This is a genomic window from Pseudonocardia humida (genome assembly GCF_023898865.1).
Lineage (GTDB): Bacteria > Actinomycetota > Actinomycetes > Mycobacteriales > Pseudonocardiaceae > Pseudonocardia > Pseudonocardia humida.
The window spans coordinates 81140-98349 of sequence record NZ_JAGSOV010000033.1; the positions used below are offsets into that span (position 1 = coordinate 81140).

The window sequence follows — 17210 nt, forward strand, 5'->3', positions numbered from 1 at the left end:
CCGCTGGGGGAGATCAGCGGCGCGACGGGCGGAGGACGACGTGGGGCGGGCGGGCGTGGAGCGGATCGGGACGGCGGGGGCGGCCGGGGCGGACGCGGGGGCCACCGGCACCCGCACCGGCGGGGAGGCCGTGGTCGACGCGCTGGTGGCGCTGGGGGTGCGGCACGTCTTCGGCATCCCGAGCGTGCACAACCTGCCCGTCTTCGCGGCGCTCAGCGCCCACCGCGACATCAGCGCGGTCGGCGTGCGCCACGAGCAGGCGGCCGCGCACGCCGCCGACGGGTACGCCCGCGCCACCGGGCACCTGGGCGTCTGCCTGACCAGCACCGGCCCCGGCGCGGCCAACGCGGTCCCCGGGCTGGCCGAGGCGGCGTTCGCGTCCTCGCCGGTGCTCATGATCACCGGGCAGGTGGAGACCCGCGACCTGGGCCGGGGCCGCGGCGCGCTGCACGAGGCCGACGGCCAGCTGGCCATGCTGCGCACGGTCGTGCGCAGGGCCGAGACGGTGCGCCGCGTGCAGGACGTGGAGCGCACGGTGCTCGACGTCGCGCTGGACGTGCTCACCGGTCGACCGCAGCCGGGGGCGGTGGAGGTGCCGATCGACCTGCAGTACGCCCGCACCGCGACCGTCGAACCGCCGCCCAGCGCGCCGCGCCGGTTCGCCCCGCCCGACGACGTGCTCGACCGGGCGGCTGAGCTGCTCGCCGCCGCGACCCGCCCGCTCATCTGGGCGGGCTCCGGCGCGGTCGGCTCCGGCGCGGAGGTGACCGCGCTGGCCGAACGGCTCGGCGCGCCGGTGCTCACCTCCGGTGGCGGGCGCGGCGCGATCGGCGAGGACCACCCGCTGTGCGTCGGTGCGCTCACCGACCAACCGCCGGTGCCCGACCTCGTCGCCGACGCCGACGTGGTGCTGGCCGTGGGCACCCGCTTCCAGGCCGGCCCCACCCGCCGCTGGGCCACCCGCGTCCCCAGGCGCCTGCTGCACCTCGACGTCGACCCGGCGGTGATCGGGCGCAACTACGAGCCCGAGGTGGCGCTCGTCGGCGACGCGGGCCGCGGCGTCGCCGCCCTGCTCGACCGGCTCGGCGCGGGCGAGGGCCGCGACCCGGGCTGGGCCGCGCGGGCCGCGGCGGCGCGGGCCGAGGTGCACGCCCGGCTGCGCGAGCGGATGGGCCCCGACCACGTGGCGATCATGGAGGCGATCGGCGAGCTGCTCCCGGTCAGCGGCAACATCGTCCGCGACGCGACCGTGCCCGCCTACGTCTGGGGCAACCGGCTGCTCCCGGTCCGCCGCCCGCACACCTCGATGCACCCCACCTGGGCCGGCATCGGCCCCGGCCTGCCGCTGGCCATCGGGGCCGCGGTCGCGAGCGGGGAGCCGACCGTGCTGATCCAGGGTGACGGCGGGCTGATGCTCAGCGTGGGCGAGCTGGCCACGCTCGCCCAGCACGGCCTGCCGGTGGTGGTGTGCGTGTTCAACGACCGCGGCTACGGCGTGCTGCGCGGCATCCAGGACGCGCAGTTCGGCCACCGCACCGACGTCGACCTGACCACCCCGGACTTCACGATGATGGCCGCCGCGGTCGGCATCCCGGCCGCGGCCGTCGACTCGGCGGCGCGGTTCCGCGAGGAGTTCGCCGCCGCGGTGCGCCGCCCCGGCCCGACGCTGCTCGACGTCGACATGACCGCGCTGCACCCGCTGCGGATGGCCTAGGGATGGTGCGCCCGGCCCGGGGTGTCCGCTACCGGGCGCCCGCCCGGCGCAGGCGCTCGGCGGCCTGCGCCCGCAGCGCGCGGCCGGACACGGGGGAGTCGCCGTGCAGCGCCTCCCACCGGGCGTTGTGCGCGGCGGGCCACAGGCTCGCCGCCCACGCCACCTCCCGCTCCTGGGCCGTGAACGCGCGCCGGCGCAGTTCCTGGTAGGCCGCCAGGAACGCCTCGGAGCTCTCGATCGGCGCCAGCGTCGGCGGCCCGGCGCCGGCGAACGACCCGCCGGCCGCGCCCACGAGCGCCGCCTCCGGCTGCCAGGCCAGGCTGTCCCAGTCGTGCACCACCCACACCCGCCGCCCGCGCCAGCGCAGGTTCTGCGCCTCGAAGTCGGCGTGGCCCAGCACGCGCGGCAGGTCGGCGGCCAGCAGCCGCCTGCGGGCCCGGCCCGCGGTGTCGACCACGTGGGCGGGCACGGCGCTCTGGTCCCGCTCGTCGAGGAACCCGATGCCCGGCCACAGCCCGGGACCGTCGTGGTCCCAGCGCGCCCAGCGCGGGTTGGGCAGCGGCGGCGTCACGCGCACGTCGGCCAGCCCGGCCATCAGCGCCGCGAACACCTCCGCGTAGCGCACCGCCACGTCCGGCGAGTCCCCGCGCAGCACGTCGCCGCCGGGCCGGAACTCCTCGGCGTGCACGGCCAGCGCACCGACACCGACCGCGGGCGTGAGCGGGCGGGCGCACGGGAACCCGCGCCCGGCCAGCCGCGCCTGCGCGGCCACGCACGAGGCGGCCCGGCCGTCATCGGCGCGCGCCTTGACCACGACCTGCGCGCCGTCGGCCAACCGGAGGCCGAACACCGCCGACATCTGCCGCACCGCGAACAGCACGTCGACCGGATCGCCGCCGAGGTGCTCCCGGCACCAGGGCGCCACCCAGTCCGGCAGGTCGTCCATCGGCACCTGGAGAACTGTGCCACGAAGCCGGTCAGGGCCGTCCGACCGGATCTCGCGGCTCGCTGAGGGACAGCAGGCGCTCGGTGGAGACGCACGAGGTCACGCAGCGCTCCTTGGCGTCGCCGAGCAGCTTCGCCGTCCAGTCGGTGGTGCCGCCGTCGCCGAGATCGATCTCCTCGCCGTCGCGGGCCCGCAGGCCGATCGCGGCGTCGTCGTAGTAGCCGGCGCCCTGGGTGCGCGCCGGGTCGGCCCGCAGCTCGACCACCCGGGCGCTCCCGGCGACGGCGGGGTGGACGGTGTCGGCGAATCGCTCGGCGAGGGCCGACGGGCCGAACCCGGTGAAGGTCAGCCACGGGCCGAGGTGGGGGACGAACTCGTCGAGCACCCGGGCCCAGAAGCGCAGGTGGTCGGCGAGCATCTCGGCCTGCGCGGTGCCGGAGCCGCGGTCGCGCGCGCTGGAGACCAGGGCGAAGAGCCGGAAGTGCGCCGACCGGCCCGGCCCGTCGAACCGCTGCGCGCGCAGCACCCGGTGCACGCAGGCCAGGTCGACGCGGCCGGTCCGCGGGCCGGACGAGCGGCGCACCGCGGCCTCGACGGCCAGCGCGTTGGTGGGGTCGCTGACGACCTCGCTGCCCCGCACGGTGCTCACGACCTGGTTCTGGTCGACGGTGGCCACCGCCGAGCAGGTGCCCAGCGGGGCGACGGGCGAGAGCTCGACGCCGGCGAACCGCCCCGGCAGCAGCTCCCACAACCGGGCCTCGAGCCGGGACAGGGCCCGCGGGTCGTGCGCGGACGGCCGGACGAAGCGGTCCTCCCGCCAGCGCCGCACGACCCGCGCCGGGACGACCCGCCCGGCCCGGGAACGGGCCACGTCCAGCAGCAGGGTCTGCAGGTCGGTCGGGGCGAGGCCGCTGGTCAGCGCCGTGCGCGAGCCGTCGTCCAGTGCCCGCCACACCCGCTCCACGCCGTCGAGTCTGGTCCGGTGCGCCGCCGCGCGCAGCGGGTTTTCAGTCCAGGAACTCCTCCGCCCCGACGTCGAGGGCGTGGGTGAAGTGCCGCTCGGCCATGGTCGCGAACATCCGCCGCCCCCGCTCGTCGGTGGTGACCAGCATCGACGCGCCCACGGTCATGACCACGCCGGACAGCGCGCAGCGCCGGTAGTCCTCGCGCAGCTGCGCGGCCGTCCGGTCGACGACGCCTGCGGCGCGCAGCCGGGCGTGGTAGCCGGCCACCAGCGCGTCCTCGTGGGCGCGCCGGTCGGCGGCGGTCAGGCTGGCCCCCAGCAGGTAGGCGACGTCGACGGCCGCGGCGCCCCGCTGGACGGTCTGCCAGTCCACGACGGTCACCCCGGTGGGGCCGAACATCATGTTGTCCACCCGGAAGTCGCCGTGCACCAGGCTGCGCGGCGCGCGGTCGCGGGCCGCCCATGCCGGCAGGGCGCGCACGAACCGCTCGCCCAGCCCGGCCCCGCCCGGCGGCAGCGCGTCGCCGTACTCGGCGAGGAACCCCGGCCACACGGCGGTCAGGAACTGCCCGAGCACCTCCGCGTAGCCGGGCGCGCGCTGCAGGCAGGGCTCCTCGTCGAGGACGGGGTGGGCCCAGTAGGCGGCGTGCAGCAGCGCGGCCTGGGCCAGGGCGTCGTCGGCCTGCTCGGGGGTGCAGCCGGCCAGCTGGTCGCCCTGCACGGCGGGCGCGAGGTCGTCGAGCAGGAGGGTGAAGTCGCAGGTGGGCTCGTCCAGCACGGCCACGTGGCAGCGCGGCAGCCGCAGCCCGGCCCGCCCGGCCAGGTGCTGGTAGAAGCGCACCTCGCGCAGGTACTCCCCGCCGGTGCGGCCCCGCTCGCGGCTGCGGGGGTCCGGCGAGGGGAACTTGCCGACGACGCTCGCCGGGCCCGCCGCGGGGCGGTCCCAGTCGAGGGTGAACCGGATGCACTGGCCCACCAGGCCGGTCCCGATGCGTTGGCGCCCGAACCCGGTCACCTCGGCCCCACCGGAGACCTCCGACAGCGCCGCGGTGAGCCAGCGCGCATCCACCTCGGCCGGGTCGGTGACCAGCCCGGCGCTCACGGCCGGGTCGGGACGTCGAAGAGCCCGGTGAGCCCGAGCGGGGCGTGCGGCCCGATCATCAGCGACTCGAACACCCCGATCCCGACCTGCCCGTCGCCCTCGGCCCGCACCAGCTGCTGGACGTGCACGTTCTCCGGGGCGGCCGGGTCGAGCTCGGCCACCCGCCACTGCGAGCCGCCGACGGCGGACTCGCCGTGCCACACCCCGTGCGCCCACCGCGGGTGGAAGTAGCCGATGCCGCGCATCTGGAAGGTGAGCAGCGGGGTGAGCCGGGTGATCCGCTCCTTGCCGTCCCAGCAGGCGAGCCGCAGCGTCGCCGACGCGCTACGGCGCACCCCCGGCAGCAGGTCGATGTCGACGTCGGCGGTGCGGGCGTGCTCGAGCGGGGTGGCCTCGTCGGCGCCGGGCAGCAGCGGCACCCGGCAGGCGCTCTCGTAGACGTGCCGGCCGGCGGCGTCGTCGACGACGGCCAGGTGGGTGCAGTGGTCGTCGAAGTGCAGCGGCGCCCACAGCCAGAAGAACTGCGGCAGGGCCCGCGGCGGCGCCCCGCCGGGCGGCTCGCCGACGGTGCGCACGCCCCACGAGCGGTCGCGGGTGCCGCGGGCGCCGGCGCACTCGACGGTGTCGGCGCCGGTGCCGAACCGGCCCTGCCAGGTGCCCCACTGCGTGAGCCGGGTGTAGTCCATGACCACGGTCGGTCCGTTGTGCCGGGTGAACCGCGGCTCCTCGACCGCGGGCGTGCGGGCGGTGAAGACCAGTTCGGCCGACAGCCCCTGCTCGGGCGCGTCGACGCGGACCCGCAGCACCCGCAGCGGCTCGACGACCTCGACCGAGATCGGTCCGACCCGGGTGAGCGCGCGGTCCGTCGGCGCCCGGCCGGAGGCGTGCACCGAGCGCTGGACGCCGTCGTGCAGCACGCTGAACGAGGCGTCGATGACCTGGCGGTTGGGGTAGACGCCGAGCGCGACGCCGAAGAACCAGCCGCGGTCGGGGTCGTAGCCGTTGAAGAAGTACCGGTCGTAGGCGTTGCGGTCGCCGGTGGCGGGGACCGCGACCGGCTCGGCCGTCTGGTGCACCGGGTAGTCGTCGAAGCTCGTGATCACCGCTGCTCCCGTCCGCGCCGCGACGGTGCGGCACCGGTCCCCGACGCTACGAGGCCGCCGGGCTCGGATCCAACACCTGCATCGCCCCCTCGTCCCGGCTACCGTCGCCTGGTGACGACGACGTCGCCCCCCATCGCCCTGCTCGACCCGCGCTCGTTCGCCGACGGCCAGCCGCACGAGCAGTTCCGGTGGCTGCGCGAGCACGACCCGGTGCACCGCCACGACGAGCCCGACGGACCGGGGTTCTGGGCGCTCACCCGCTACGCCGATGTGCGCGCCGTCGGGCGCGACGCCGCCACGTTCTCCTCCGAGCCGACGATCATGATCCCGGACGGCACGGTCGCCACCGACGGCGTGCACAAGATGATGCTGATGGCCGACGGGACGACGCACACCGACCTGCGCAAGATCATCTCGCGGGACTTCGGGCCGCGGGCGGCCCGGCTGCTGCGCCCGCGCATCGAGCAGATCGCCCGCGAGATCGTCGACGGCGTGCTCGACCGCCGGGAGTGCGACCTGGTCACCGACGTGGCCGGGCTGATGCCGTCGTACGTGATCGCCGAGCTGCTCGACATCCCGCAGGCCGACGGCGTCGCGCTCTACGAGCTCACCGAGGCCGTGCACGCCGCGCCGGAGGAGGGCTCGACGGCCGGGCAGGAGGCGGTGATGCGGATGTTCGGCTACGCCCACCGGCTCTGGGAACGCAAGCGCGCCCACCCCGGTGACGACCTGGCCAGCCGGATCGTGCACGCCTGCGCCGACGGCCGCGACCTGGACGAGGTCGACTTCGCGCTCTACTTCATGCTGCTCATCGACGCCGGCGGCGACACCACCCGCAACCTGGTCGCCGGCGGCGTCCAGGCGCTGTTCGAGCACCCCGAGGCGCTCGCCGCGCTGCGCGCCGACCCCGACGCCCTGCTGCCCGCCGCCATCGAGGAGATGCTGCGCTGGGTGAGCCCGGTGGTCTACATGCGCAGGCGGGCCACGCGCGACACGACGATCGGCGGCGTCGACGTCGCCGCGGGCGACAAGGTGGTCATGTACTACGGCGCGGCCAACCGCGACCCCGCGCACTTCCCCGACGCCGAGCGCTTCGACATCACCCGCAGCCCCAACGACCACCTCGCCTTCGGCGGCGGGCCGCACTTCTGCCTCGGCGCGCACGTCGGGCGCATCGAGATCGCCGCGCTGCTGCGCGAGATCCTCATCCGGCTGCCCGACCTCGCCCCGGCCGGGCCGGTGCGCTGGCAGAGCTCGGTGTTCATCTCCGGGCCGCGGTCGATGCCGGTGCGCTTCTGAGCGCGAGACCGTCGGGCAGCGGGGTTAGCGTGGACCCGTGCGATCGATGACGCCTGCCGAGCTCGACGAGTACTGCGCCCGCGTGGGCTACACCGGCCCGCGCGAGCCGACCCTGCCGGTGCTGCACGCGCTGACCTCCGCCCACGCCCGCTCCGTGCCGTTCGAGAACCTCGACGTGCTGCTCGGCGAGCCGATCGAGCTGACCGTCGACGCGCTGGTCGACAAGCTGGTCCGCCGGCGCCGCGGCGGCTACTGCTTCGAGCAGAACGGCCTGTTCCTGGCCGTGCTCACCGCGTTCGGGTTCGCCGCGGCGCCGCTGTCGGCGCGGGTCCGCCTCGGCCGCCCGCGCGACGTCGTGCCCCCGCGCACCCACCTGTTCCTGCGGGTCGAGCTCGACGGCGCGACCTGGCTCACCGACGTCGGGATCGGCGGTGTGTCGCTGACCTCGGCCATCCGCTGGGAGCCCGACGGCGCCGATCAGACTCCCGAGCAGCCCACCCCGCACGAGCCGCGCCGCATCGTCCGCGAGGACGGCCGGTGGTTCCACCAGGTGCGCTTCGGCGAGCAGTGGGTCGACGCCTACGAGTTCACCGGCGAGGAGATGCCGCTGGTCGACCGGGAGGTCGGCAACTGGTTCACCAGCACCCACCCGCGCTCGCACTTCCGGCACCGGCTGATGGTGGCCAGGGCGGGCGCCGACGGGACCAGGCTGACCCTCACCGACACCGAGCTCAAGGTCCGCGACGGCGACGGCCGCGCCGAGAGCAGCCCGATCGGCTCGCCGCAGGAGCTGCTGGCGGCCCTCGACGAGCACTTCGGCCTCCGCTTCGCCGCCGGCACCACGTTCCACCCGCTGGCCGTCTCGGTCTGAGCGCGCCCACCGCGAGCGCCGTCACTCGTTCGGCGTGTGGGCCGCGGGCCGGGCGCCGACCTACCGTCGAGGGGCGGTCGGGTCGCGGAGGTGGCGGTGGCGCGGGAGCAGGGCGGCGGCGCCGACGACCGGGCGCGGCGCCGGCTCGCCCAGGAGCGGCAGCGCAGCCGGACCATGGAGGCCGCGGCCAGGCGCACCGAGCGGGAGGTCGCGGACCTGCGCTCGGCGTTGCGCCGGGTCGACGCCCAGGCGCGCACGCTGCGCGTCGAGCGCGAGGTGGCCGAGCTGGACCTGCTGCTGCTGCGCGGCCTGCGCCGCAGCCCGGTCTTCGACTGGGACCGCTACCGGCGCCACGACGAGCCGGAGGCACTCGACCTCGGTCCCGACGCCGTGCCGCAGCCGGGGCCGGTGTGGGAGGCGTACGCGCCCGCCGGGTCCGGCGCGCTCGACGCGCTGCTGACCACGGTGCCCGGCACCGACCGGATGCGCAGGCGGCGCACCTCGATCGCCCGGCAGCGCTTCGAGCAGGCCCGCTTCGAGCACGAGCGCGCCGAGATCGACCGCAGGAGGCGGGTCCGCGAGCGCGAGGTCGCGCACCGCGCGTCGGTGGCCGAGCACCACCGGGCGGTCGAGAAGCACAACCGCGACTGGCGGGAGCTGCGCGCGGGGGTGCTCGCCCGCGACCCCGGCTGCGTGGCGCGCCTGCTCGGCTTCGTGCTGCGGGAGCTGCCGCTGCCGGTCGGGTTCCCGCGGGCGGCCGAGGTCGGCTGCTCGCCCGACGCCCGGGAAGCCGCGGTCCGGGTGGAGCTGCCCACCGCCGAGGTGGTGCCGGCGGTCGTGGGCTACACCGCCTCCGCCGAGCTCGACGAGCCCGCCGCGGTGCCCCGGACCGCGGAGCAGGTCGGTGTGCTGTACCGGTCGGTGCTCACCCAGATCACCCTGCTGCAGCTGCGCGAGCTGTTCGGCGTCGATCCCGGGCTGGGCCTGGTCCGGCTGACCGGGTACACCGGCGACGGCACCGCGCTGCTGCGCGTCGAGACCGACCGGGCCGCCTTCGACCGGCTCGGCCTCGGCGCCGTCATCGACGCCGACGCGGGGTCGGGCGGGTTGGGCATCGAGATCGGAGCCTGACCCGGTCAGCCGGCGTGCGGCGCTGCGCGGTCCTGCGCCGCCGCGGCGCCGGCCAGCCGGGCGGCCAGGCCGCGCACCACCTCGGCGGCCAGCACGGCCTGGCCCGCGGTGGAGAAGTGGATCCGGTCGGCGCTGAGCAGCGTCGCGCGGTCGTTGACGGGGTGGTCGGACATGTCCACCAGCACCGCGTCGTGGTCGGCGGCGATGCCGCGGATGACGTCGTTGAGCGTGTGGACCCGCTCGGGCAGGTCGGGGAAGGCGGCGGTGGCGAACGCCCGCCCGAGGGTGAACGTGGTCAGCAGGGCGCCGCTCTCGGCGGCCAGCGCGTAGACCTGGCGCATCCGCGCCTCGATCCGGCCGAAGTCGGGCTCGTCGCGCCACAGGTCGTTGGCGCCGCAGGCGACGTGGGCGAGGTCGGGGGCGAACGCGCGCACCCGCTCCTGCTGCTCGGCCAGGATCCGGCTGCTGGTGGCGCCGACGGTGCCGGTGTTGAGGTAGGCCAGGTCGGGGTGGACGCGGCGCAGGGCGTCGGCGACCCGGTCGCCCCACGGCTGGGATGCGTAGCCGGGGGAGGGGTCGCCGGTGCCGGCGGCGAGGCTGTCGCCGAGCACGGCGAACCGCCGCCACGGCGCTGCGGCGAGCAGTCGCGCGGCGTCGGCGGGTGGCAGGCAGAAGGGGTCGGTCTCCTCGGTGAGGGCCGCGGTGGTGACGGTCATGAACTAACTGTACGATCGGACGTATTGTTTAGGCAATGGCGTGGGAGGATGGCCTCGTGAGTGAGCAGCGGGTGGCTCCGGCGGACGCCGGGGCGGTCGACGGGCGGCTGCTGCGCGGCGCCCGCAGCCGGCGCGCCATCGCCCGCCACGCGGTCGACGTGGCCTCGGTCGAGGGGCTCACCGCGCTGAGCATCGGCCGGCTGGCCGGCGACCTCGGGATCAGCAAGAGCGGGGTGCAGGCGCTGTTCGGCAGCAAGGAGAACCTGCAGCTCGCGGCGGTCGAGGCGGCCAGGGAGACCTTCCTGGCCGAGGTGCTGCGCCCCGCGCGGGCCGCGGCGCCGGGGGTGGCCCGGCTGCGCGCGCTGGTCGAGCGCTGGATCGCCTACGTCGAGTCCCCGCTCTACCCCGGCGGCTGCTTCCGGGTGGCCAACCTGTCGGAGTTCGACAGCCGTCCGGGCCCCGTCCGCGACGCGCTCGCCCGCGACACCCGCGACTGGCAGGCCACGCTCGCCGCCGAGCTGCGCCGGGCGGCCGCCGCGGGGGAGACCGCCGCCGACCTGGACGCCGAGCTGGTGGCCTTCCAGATCGACGCCGTGCTGTGCGCGGCGAACACCGCCCTGCGCCTGGGCGACGACCAGGTCGTCGACAAGGTCCGCCGCGTGCTCGACGCCCTGCTGTCCGCGCCCGCGGCCGGAGCCGCCCGGTAGCGTGGCGTGCCGCTCGCGGACGTCGACAGAGGGGAGCCCTCCCGTGTCATCGTTCCGTCCGTCGCCGGTCTGTCGGGCCAGCAGGCCATGGTCCGGTTGGCCACCGCATCGCCGCTCGGACGCCGCCGTCCCGGCCGGGCGCGTCATCGCGACCCTGCCGCCCGTCGGGTCGGCGGTGCCCCCGTTCGTCGGGGTGGGGTGTCGTTGCTCGTCTCGACGGGCCGCGAGCCCTGGGACCCGGCCTGGCCCGACCCCGACGAGCCCGCCGCCGGGCCGACCGCCGACGCCGTCCGCCGGTTGCGCCTGGCGGTCGTCGACCAGGAGGCCCGCAGCCGGTCGTTCGGCGTGCTGATCGCGTCGCTGCGCGCGGAGGCCGACCGCGACACCGCCCTGGTCGACCAGCTCGACGCCGACCTGCGCCGGCTGCGCGAGCGGCACTCCGCCGACGCCGCCCGCCTGGCCGAGCTCGAGGGTGGTCGCTGAGGCCGCTCGTCGCCCTCGCGGCACCGCTCCCCGGGGTCATCGGGCGGTCGCGGTGCGATGCGCGAGCCCGCGAGCGCTTAGCGGGATCGGCGGGACCGCTCGTCGCCCAGGCATTCCCAGTGGTCGTCGAGGGTGCCGCCCTGGTCTTGTTCGCCGATAACGGGCTCGTATACGCTGCGGAACGAGATAAGCTCCCTGGAATCACAGAAAGGCCTCGACGCAACGTGCTGGCCGACATGATGATGCTGATCGCTGCGGTCCTGGCCGGGACCGGAGGCGCCCTGCTGGGCGTTCGCGGTGCCGATGCCGTGAATCGGCTGCTGGGCCGTGACGCCCCGCCCGCGGATGACAGCGCGATATAGCGCGTATTTCGGCGAGGGCGTCGATGTTGCAGTCGGCAGGTCGAGAATTGCTCGGAGAATGTGCGCGCCACCCCGGTGGGACAATTCTCGGGAAAACAGCGGAGTAGTGGGGTCGAGCGCCGGGTGCGGTGATCGACGGGCCCGCCCGGCGAGCCCGCCGGTCCGGACCAGGAGCGGCGCGACCACCGGGCGGCCGAGTGATCGGGATCACGTTTAGCTCGGGAGGATTCCCGGAAGCCGTCGTGGCGGGCTCGCCGGGCGTTCCCGCGGGCCGCGGGAAAGGCGCGGTGATCGGTTTCTGGAGCGGATCACGCCCGTCCGTCGGGTGTCGCGAGCGCCCGCAGCAGCCGGGCCGGGTCCGGGAACATCCCGAGCACCGACAGCGGCGGGTGGCCCGGGGTCCGCACGTGCACGTCGGCCCGGGCGCTCCACAGCAGCCGGGCCGGGGTGAGCTCGACCGTCGTGCCGGGTCGCAGCGGGCAGTGCGTGACGTCGATCGTGCGGATGCCCGTGTCGAACGGCCCGGCCGCCTCCCCGAGCTCGACCAGGCGCACCTCGCCGTCGGTCAGCAGGACGATCCCGGAGCCGCGCGGGCGCCGGGTGCGCGACCGGCCCGCTCCGGCGAAGCGCAGCCACTCTCCCGGTCCGAGCTCCCCGGCCACGGCCCGGGCGATCGTGCGGTCGTTCTCCAGCGATTGCTGCGGGCCGGGCAGGACGTGGCGCACCATCGCCAGCGCCGCGCGCTGCACGGTGTCCCGGTCGAGGGCGACGGTCACCGGTAGGCCCGGGGCGACGCGCTCGGCGACCGCCCTGACGTGCTCGGCGAGGTGCGGCCGGGCGAGCGGCACCGCCTCGCAGTCGCGGAGGAACCCCAGGTCCGGCGGCGGGTCGAGCGCGGCCTCCCGCTCCACCCGCACCACGACGATCCTGGCCCCGGCCGCCCGTGCCGTGCGGATCTCGCGGCGCACCCAGTCGTCGTCCTCGGTGAGGCGGGCGCGGTTCTCCCCGCGGTCCCAGCTCTTCCCGGCCAGCACCAGCAGCACGGCGGTCTCGCCCGCCCGGCCGAGCAGCTCCGCCTCGAAGCGCACGCGGCTGCGCAGGGAGAGGGTGTCGAGGAAGACGTTGCCGGCGCCGAGGAGCTCCTGGAGCGTGACGCCGAGCAGCGCGGCCGCGAACGGCTCATCGGCGCGGCGGTAGCAGAGGAAGACCGACGGGGGCGTGCCCACGGCGACGGGTTCGGGTGCCGGGTGGCGGGCGTTACCGCGACCCCGACGCCACGGCGGCCGCCCGACCGCCGGCCCGGCCGCCGATCATCGCGGAGGGACCGCCATCCCCGGCCGGGTGAGCCGGATGGCCCAGTGGCCACCCCCGCCGTACGGTCGTCCGGATCGGGGGATCCACCTGCGAGGGGGCCGGGATGATCGATCTGACCGGGCGGTCCGCCGTTGTCCTCGGCGCCGGGTCGGTGATCGGACGGGCCATCGCGCTGACCGTCGCCCAGCTCGGGGCGAGCGTGGCCGCGGTCGACCGCGACCCGCTGGCCGTGGCCCGCACCGCGCTGCTGGTCGAGCCGCCCGGCGACGTGCGCGACTACGAGGCCGACGTCGCCGACGCCGCCGGGTTCGACGTCGTCCGGCGCGAGATCGAGATCGAGATCGGGGTGCCGCACATCGTCGTGGAGGTCACCGGGGCCGCCGACGCCGTGACGGGACCGGCCGTGCGCGCGTTCCTGGACGGGATGGTCCGCCGCGGCCGGGGCGGGCGGATCGTGCTGGTCCGCGGGGTCGGAGCCGGTCACGGCGACCGGGACGCCGCGGTCGGGCTCACCACTTCGCTGGCCGGCGAGCTGGCCGGTGACGGGATCCTGGTCAACTGCGTGTGCGCCGGCCCTACCGACACCCCGTTGCTGGCCGCGCAGCCCCGGTGGGTGCGCCAGCGGCTGGAGCGCGAGATCCCGCTGCGCCGGCTGGCCCACCCCGACGAGATCGCCGCGGCGGTCGCGTTCTTCGCCTCCGACCGGGCCTCGTTCGTCACCGGCCAGGTGCTCTCGGTCAGCGGCGGGCTCACGATGGCCCGCTGAGCCCGCCCGCTCGACGCCACCGCCGGGTCCCCGTACGGTCGGGCGGTCGGAAGATCCACGGCGACGGGGCTGGGGGTGGCGCGCGGTGATCGATCTGACCGGTCGGGTCGCGGTGGTCGTCGGGGCCGGGTCGGGCATCGGTAGGGCCACGGCGCTGCGGCTGGCCGCGCTCGGAGCGGTGGTCGCCGCCGCCGACCTCGACCTCGACTCGGCCGCCGAGACCGCCCGCGGAGCCGACGGGGTCCGGCCCTACTTCCTCGACGTCACCGAGCAGGGCACGATCGACGAGGCTCGCGACGCCGTGCTGCGCGACCTCGGGGCGCCGCGGATCGTCGTCAACGCGGCCGGGTGGGACAGCGTCGGGCCCTTCCTGGACGGCGACCGCGCGCTGTGGGAGAAGCTGGTCGGGCTCAACCTGGTGGGCACGATCGCGGTGGTCCGGGCGTTCCTGGACGCCATGATCGAGCGCGGTGACGGCGGCCGGGTCGTGACCGTCGCCAGCGACGCCGGGCGCGTCGGCAGCACGGGGGAGACCGTCTACGCCGGGGCGAAGGGCGGGATCATCGCGTTCAGCAAGTCGCTGGCCAGGGAGATGGCCCGGCACGCGATCCTGGTCAACTGCGTCTGCCCCGGCCCGACCGACACCCCGCTGTTCGCCTCGCTGCCCGAACGCACCCGCCTCGCGCTGGAGCGGGGCATCCCGCTGCGCCGGCTGGCCCGCCCCGAGGAGGTCGCCGCGGCGATCGCGTTCTTCGCCTCCGAGGAGGCGTCGTTCATCACCGGTCAGGTGCTCTCGGTGAGCGGCGGGCTCACCATGCACGGCTGACCCCGACCGCACCGGTAGGAGACACGTGGACTTCGACAGCTACCAGGGCCTGCGCTTCGAGCGGCCGGCCGAGGGCGTGCTGCTGATCACGCTCGACCGGCCCGAGAAGCTCAACGCCGCCGACGAGGTGATGCACGCCGAGTTCGCCCGGGTGTGGCTCGACGTCGACGCCGACCCCGAGACGCGCGTCGCGGTGGTCACCGGGGCCGGGCGGGCGTTCAGCGCGGGCGGCGACATGGCGATGATCGAGCGGCAGACCAAGGACTACGCGGTCATCACCAAGCTGCTGCGCGAGGCGGGCGACGTCGTCTACAACATGATCCGCTGCGAGAAGCCGATCATCTCGGCGATCAACGGGGTGGCGGTCGGCGCCGGGCTGGCCATCGCGATCATGGCCGACATCAGCATCATCGCCGAGGAGGCCCGGCTCACCGACGGCCACCTGCGCCTGGGCGTCGGCGCCGGCGACCACGCGGCGATCATCTGGCCGCTGCTGTGCGGGATGGCCAAGGCCAAGTACTACCTGCTCACCGCCGAGTTCATCGACGGTCGCGAGGCCGAGCGGATCGGCCTGGTCAGCCGGGCGGTGCCGGGGGCGGAGCTGCTCGACACCGCGCTGGGCGTGGCCGGGCGGCTGGCCGCCGGCCCGCAGGTCGCCCTGCGGCTGACCAAGCGCTCGCTGAACCAGTGGCTGGTGCAGGCCGGCCCGATCTTCGAGTCCTCGCTGCACGCGGAGATGCTGACCTTCTTCGGCGACGACGTCGTGGAGGGCCGCACCGCCGTGCTGGAGAAGCGGGCCCCGGTCTTCCGCGACGGCATCGGCTGAGCCCCGGCGGCAGAGCTATTCGACCAGCTATTCGGCCAGCGCCTTCGCGATCTCGCCCCACCGGCCCATCGCCCTCGGGTCGGCCCGGACCGACTCCTCGGCCAGGTAGGTGACCAGGCGGGCGGCGATGCCGGCGTAGCGGGCGCGCAGGATGTCGGCGACCTCGTCCCAGCGCCCGACCACGGCGAACTTCTCGACCATCTCGTCGGTGATCGTGTCGCGCATGCCGTCCAGGTCGCCCGCCTTGAGCAGTTGGTTGAGCCGGGCGGAGGTGCCGGTGAAGCCGAGGTCGTCGAACTGGAAGGCGTAGTTGCGGGTGGAGCCGTAGAAGGCGATCTGCTCGCGCGCGCGGCGCAGCAGCGGTGCGCGCTCCTCGGGGGTGTCGCCCGCGACGACGAAGACCGGCACGATCAGGTCGACCGCCGCCGGCGGGCGCCCGGCCCGGGCGGCGCCTTCGGCGACCGCGGGCAGCAGTCGGCTGTGCAGGTACTCCACCGAGTGCAGCGGGTGGACGTGCACGCCGTCGGCGACCTCGCCCGCCATCCGGCACATCCACGGCCCGACCGCCGAGACGTCGATCTTGATGTCGGCGTGCTCGTGGGGGCGGGGCCGCCAGCCGTGCGGCAGCAGGGTGAGCCGGTAGAACTCGCCCTCGTGGTTCAGCTCGCCGCCGGCGAACGCGGCGAAGCAGGCCCGCACGGCCAGCACGTAGTCGCGCAGCCGGGGGCCGGGCGGGTCGAACTCCACGCCGTAGCGGCGCTGCACGTGCGCGCGGACCTGGGTGCCCAGGCCGAGGCGGAACCGGCCCCCGGTGTTGTCGGCCAGCTCCCACGCGGTGCCCGCGGTGACCATCGGGCTGCGCGGGAACGCGACCGCGATCCCGGTGGACAGCTCCAGCCCCGGCGCGGCGCCTGCCGCGACGGCCAGCGACATCCAGGGCGTCGTCGAGGTCTCGGTGAACAGCATCCCGGACAGCCCGGCTGCGGCGGCGGCCCTCGCGGTGGCCGCGGTGTCCGTCCACGCCGACGGACCTTTCATGAGATCGAACTTCACCCCGCCGACCCTACGGCGCGAGCGGCCGATGACAGGTTTACTCAACCGAGGTAAGATTTACTCGTGCGAGTAAACGAGCCGGTGGGACGGACGGTCACCGGCGCGGCGCGCCGGGCGCAGATCGTGGCGGCGGCGATCGAGACGATCGCGGAGCTGGGGCTGGGCGGGGCGACGTTCGCCCGGATCGCCGAGCGCGCCGGGCTGTCCAGCACGCGGATGATCTCCTACCACTTCGCCGGCCGCGACGACCTGGTGACGGCGGTGTTCACGGAGATCTACTCGGTGGCCGGGGGGTTCATCGAGCCGTTCGTGCTGGGCGCGACGAGCCCGGCGCGGCAGCTGCGCGGGGTGATCGAGGGCAACATGCGCTTCTACGCCGAGCACCGCGCGCACGTGCTCGCCGCGCACGAGATCTGGCACAACCACCGCCGCGCCGACGGCCGGCTGCACTACGGGATGGACGCCTTCGAGCTGGAGCTCGTGATGCTGTCCGAGATCGCCCGGGCGGGGTGGGCGAGCGGGGAGTTCCGCCGGTTCGACCCGCGGATCCTGCACACCAGCCTGCGCCACACCTTCAACGGGGTGGCCGGGCTGCTGTCGACCGACCCGGAGCTGGACCTCGACGCCTGCACCCGCGAGCTGGTCGCCCTGTTCGAGGGCGCGACCCGGAGCCTGCCGTGACGGCCACCGGGCAGCTGCTGGCCGACGACCCGATCTGGCTGGTCCTGGCCAAGGTCGTGGCGCTGTTCGGGCTCGGCCTGCTGCTGACCATGTTCATGATCGTCGGTGAGCGGAAGGTCGTCGGGCGGATGCAGCAGCGCCCCGGCCCCGACCGCACCGGCCCAGGCGGTTGGCTGCAGTCGCTGGCCGACGCGCTGAAGCTGGCGTTCAAGGAGGACGTCATGCCGGCCGCGGCCGACAAGCGGGTGTACTTCATCGCCCCGGTGATCTCCACGATCCCGGCGTTCGTGGCGTTCTCGGTGATCCCGTTCGGTGGCGAGGTCACGATCTTCGGTGAGCCGACCGT

At 75.5% G+C, this 17210-nt stretch carries 18 protein-coding genes; 11 read left to right on the forward strand and 7 right to left on the reverse strand.

Annotated features, from left to right (window positions below; translation table 11 throughout):
- The first annotated feature begins 40 nt into the window (after positions 1-40).
- Entirely contained in the window at positions 41-1714 is a 1674-nt protein-coding gene (locus tag KDL28_RS14445; protein WP_252438749.1) for a thiamine pyrophosphate-binding protein, read from the forward strand.
- Between the two features lie 28 nt (positions 1715-1742).
- On the opposite strand, the gene KDL28_RS14450 is transcribed toward KDL28_RS14445, so the two are convergent.
- From KDL28_RS14450 to KDL28_RS14465, 4 genes are read right to left on the reverse strand one after another with little or no spacing between them, the layout of a single operon-like run.
- Positions 1743-2666, reverse strand: coding sequence for an aminoglycoside phosphotransferase/kinase family protein (locus KDL28_RS14450; RefSeq protein WP_252438751.1), 924 nt, complete (start codon positions 2664-2666; stop codon positions 1743-1745).
- 25 nt (positions 2667-2691) lie between these two features.
- Positions 2692-3624, reverse strand: a complete 933-nt coding sequence (locus tag KDL28_RS14455; RefSeq protein ID WP_252438753.1) for a hypothetical protein — start codon at positions 3622-3624, stop codon at positions 2692-2694.
- Between the two features lie 43 nt (positions 3625-3667).
- Entirely contained in the window at positions 3668-4726 is a 1059-nt protein-coding gene (locus KDL28_RS14460; RefSeq protein WP_252438755.1) for a phosphotransferase family protein, read from the reverse strand.
- Entirely contained in the window at positions 4723-5829 is a 1107-nt protein-coding gene (locus KDL28_RS14465; RefSeq protein WP_252438757.1) for an Rv3169 family protein, read from the reverse strand. Before KDL28_RS14465 ends, KDL28_RS14460 begins: the two co-directional genes overlap by 4 nt.
- A 111-nt stretch (positions 5830-5940) precedes the next feature.
- Between KDL28_RS14465 and KDL28_RS41495 the strand changes: the two genes are divergently transcribed.
- From KDL28_RS41495 to KDL28_RS14480, 3 genes are all read left to right on the forward strand, one after another.
- Positions 5941-7128 carry a cytochrome P450 gene (locus KDL28_RS41495; RefSeq protein WP_252438759.1) on the forward strand — a complete coding sequence of 396 codons (1188 nt, stop codon included), beginning with the start codon at positions 5941-5943 and terminating at the stop codon, positions 7126-7128.
- 46 nt (positions 7129-7174) lie between these two features.
- Positions 7175-7999: an arylamine N-acetyltransferase family protein gene (locus tag KDL28_RS14475; RefSeq protein WP_252438783.1), complete on the forward strand. Its 825-nt coding sequence runs from the start codon at positions 7175-7177 to the stop codon at positions 7997-7999.
- 96 nt (positions 8000-8095) lie between these two features.
- Positions 8096-9130, forward strand: a complete 1035-nt coding sequence (locus tag KDL28_RS14480; RefSeq protein ID WP_252438761.1) for a hypothetical protein — start codon at positions 8096-8098, stop codon at positions 9128-9130.
- A gap of 5 nt (positions 9131-9135) precedes the next feature.
- Here the strand turns inward: KDL28_RS14480 and KDL28_RS14485 are convergent, their stop codons facing one another.
- Positions 9136-9846 (reverse strand): SGNH/GDSL hydrolase family protein, encoded by a 711-nt coding sequence (locus KDL28_RS14485; RefSeq protein WP_252438763.1) that lies wholly within the window; start codon positions 9844-9846, stop codon positions 9136-9138.
- 56 nt (positions 9847-9902) lie between these two features.
- Here KDL28_RS14485 and KDL28_RS14490 point away from each other — a divergent pair, with 56 nt between their 5' ends.
- Both KDL28_RS14490 and KDL28_RS14495 read left to right on the forward strand, forming a co-directional pair.
- A complete protein-coding gene (locus KDL28_RS14490) occupies positions 9903-10553 on the forward strand; it encodes a TetR/AcrR family transcriptional regulator (protein WP_252438765.1) in 651 nt (216 codons plus the stop codon).
- Positions 10554-10757: 204 nt separating this feature from the next.
- Positions 10758-11036 (forward strand): hypothetical protein, encoded by a 279-nt coding sequence (locus KDL28_RS14495; protein ID WP_252438767.1) that lies wholly within the window; start codon positions 10758-10760, stop codon positions 11034-11036.
- A gap of 670 nt (positions 11037-11706) precedes the next feature.
- Here the strand turns inward: KDL28_RS14495 and KDL28_RS14500 are convergent.
- A complete protein-coding gene (locus KDL28_RS14500; protein WP_252438769.1) occupies positions 11707-12624 on the reverse strand; it encodes a toll/interleukin-1 receptor domain-containing protein in 918 nt (305 codons plus the stop codon).
- A 191-nt stretch (positions 12625-12815) separates the two neighbouring features.
- Here KDL28_RS14500 and KDL28_RS14505 point away from each other — a divergent pair, with 191 nt between their 5' ends.
- The 3 genes from KDL28_RS14505 to KDL28_RS14515 all read left to right on the forward strand — a co-directional run bounded on the left by KDL28_RS14505 (position 12816) and on the right by KDL28_RS14515 (position 15130).
- Positions 12816-13478 (forward strand): SDR family NAD(P)-dependent oxidoreductase, encoded by a 663-nt coding sequence (locus KDL28_RS14505; protein WP_252438771.1) that lies wholly within the window; start codon positions 12816-12818, stop codon positions 13476-13478.
- 85 nt (positions 13479-13563) lie between these two features.
- Entirely contained in the window at positions 13564-14304 is a 741-nt protein-coding gene (locus KDL28_RS14510) for an SDR family NAD(P)-dependent oxidoreductase (RefSeq protein WP_308216004.1), read from the forward strand.
- A 25-nt stretch (positions 14305-14329) separates the two neighbouring features.
- Positions 14330-15130, forward strand: a complete 801-nt coding sequence (locus KDL28_RS14515; RefSeq protein ID WP_252438773.1) for an enoyl-CoA hydratase/isomerase family protein — start codon at positions 14330-14332, stop codon at positions 15128-15130.
- 27 nt (positions 15131-15157) lie between these two features.
- Here the strand turns inward: KDL28_RS14515 and KDL28_RS14520 are convergent, their stop codons facing one another.
- Complete coding sequence (locus KDL28_RS14520; protein ID WP_252438775.1) at positions 15158-16183, reverse strand: TIGR03617 family F420-dependent LLM class oxidoreductase; 1026 nt, start codon at positions 16181-16183, stop codon at positions 15158-15160.
- An 81-nt stretch (positions 16184-16264) separates the two neighbouring features.
- Here KDL28_RS14520 and KDL28_RS14525 point away from each other — a divergent pair, with 81 nt between their 5' ends.
- Positions 16265-16864 carry a TetR/AcrR family transcriptional regulator gene (locus KDL28_RS14525; protein WP_252438777.1) on the forward strand — a complete coding sequence of 200 codons (600 nt, stop codon included), beginning with the start codon at positions 16265-16267 and terminating at the stop codon, positions 16862-16864.
- On the forward strand, positions 16861-17210 hold a 350-nt coding region (locus KDL28_RS14530), incomplete at its 3' end, for an NADH-quinone oxidoreductase subunit H (protein ID WP_252438779.1). The genes KDL28_RS14525 and KDL28_RS14530, both read left to right, overlap by 4 nt.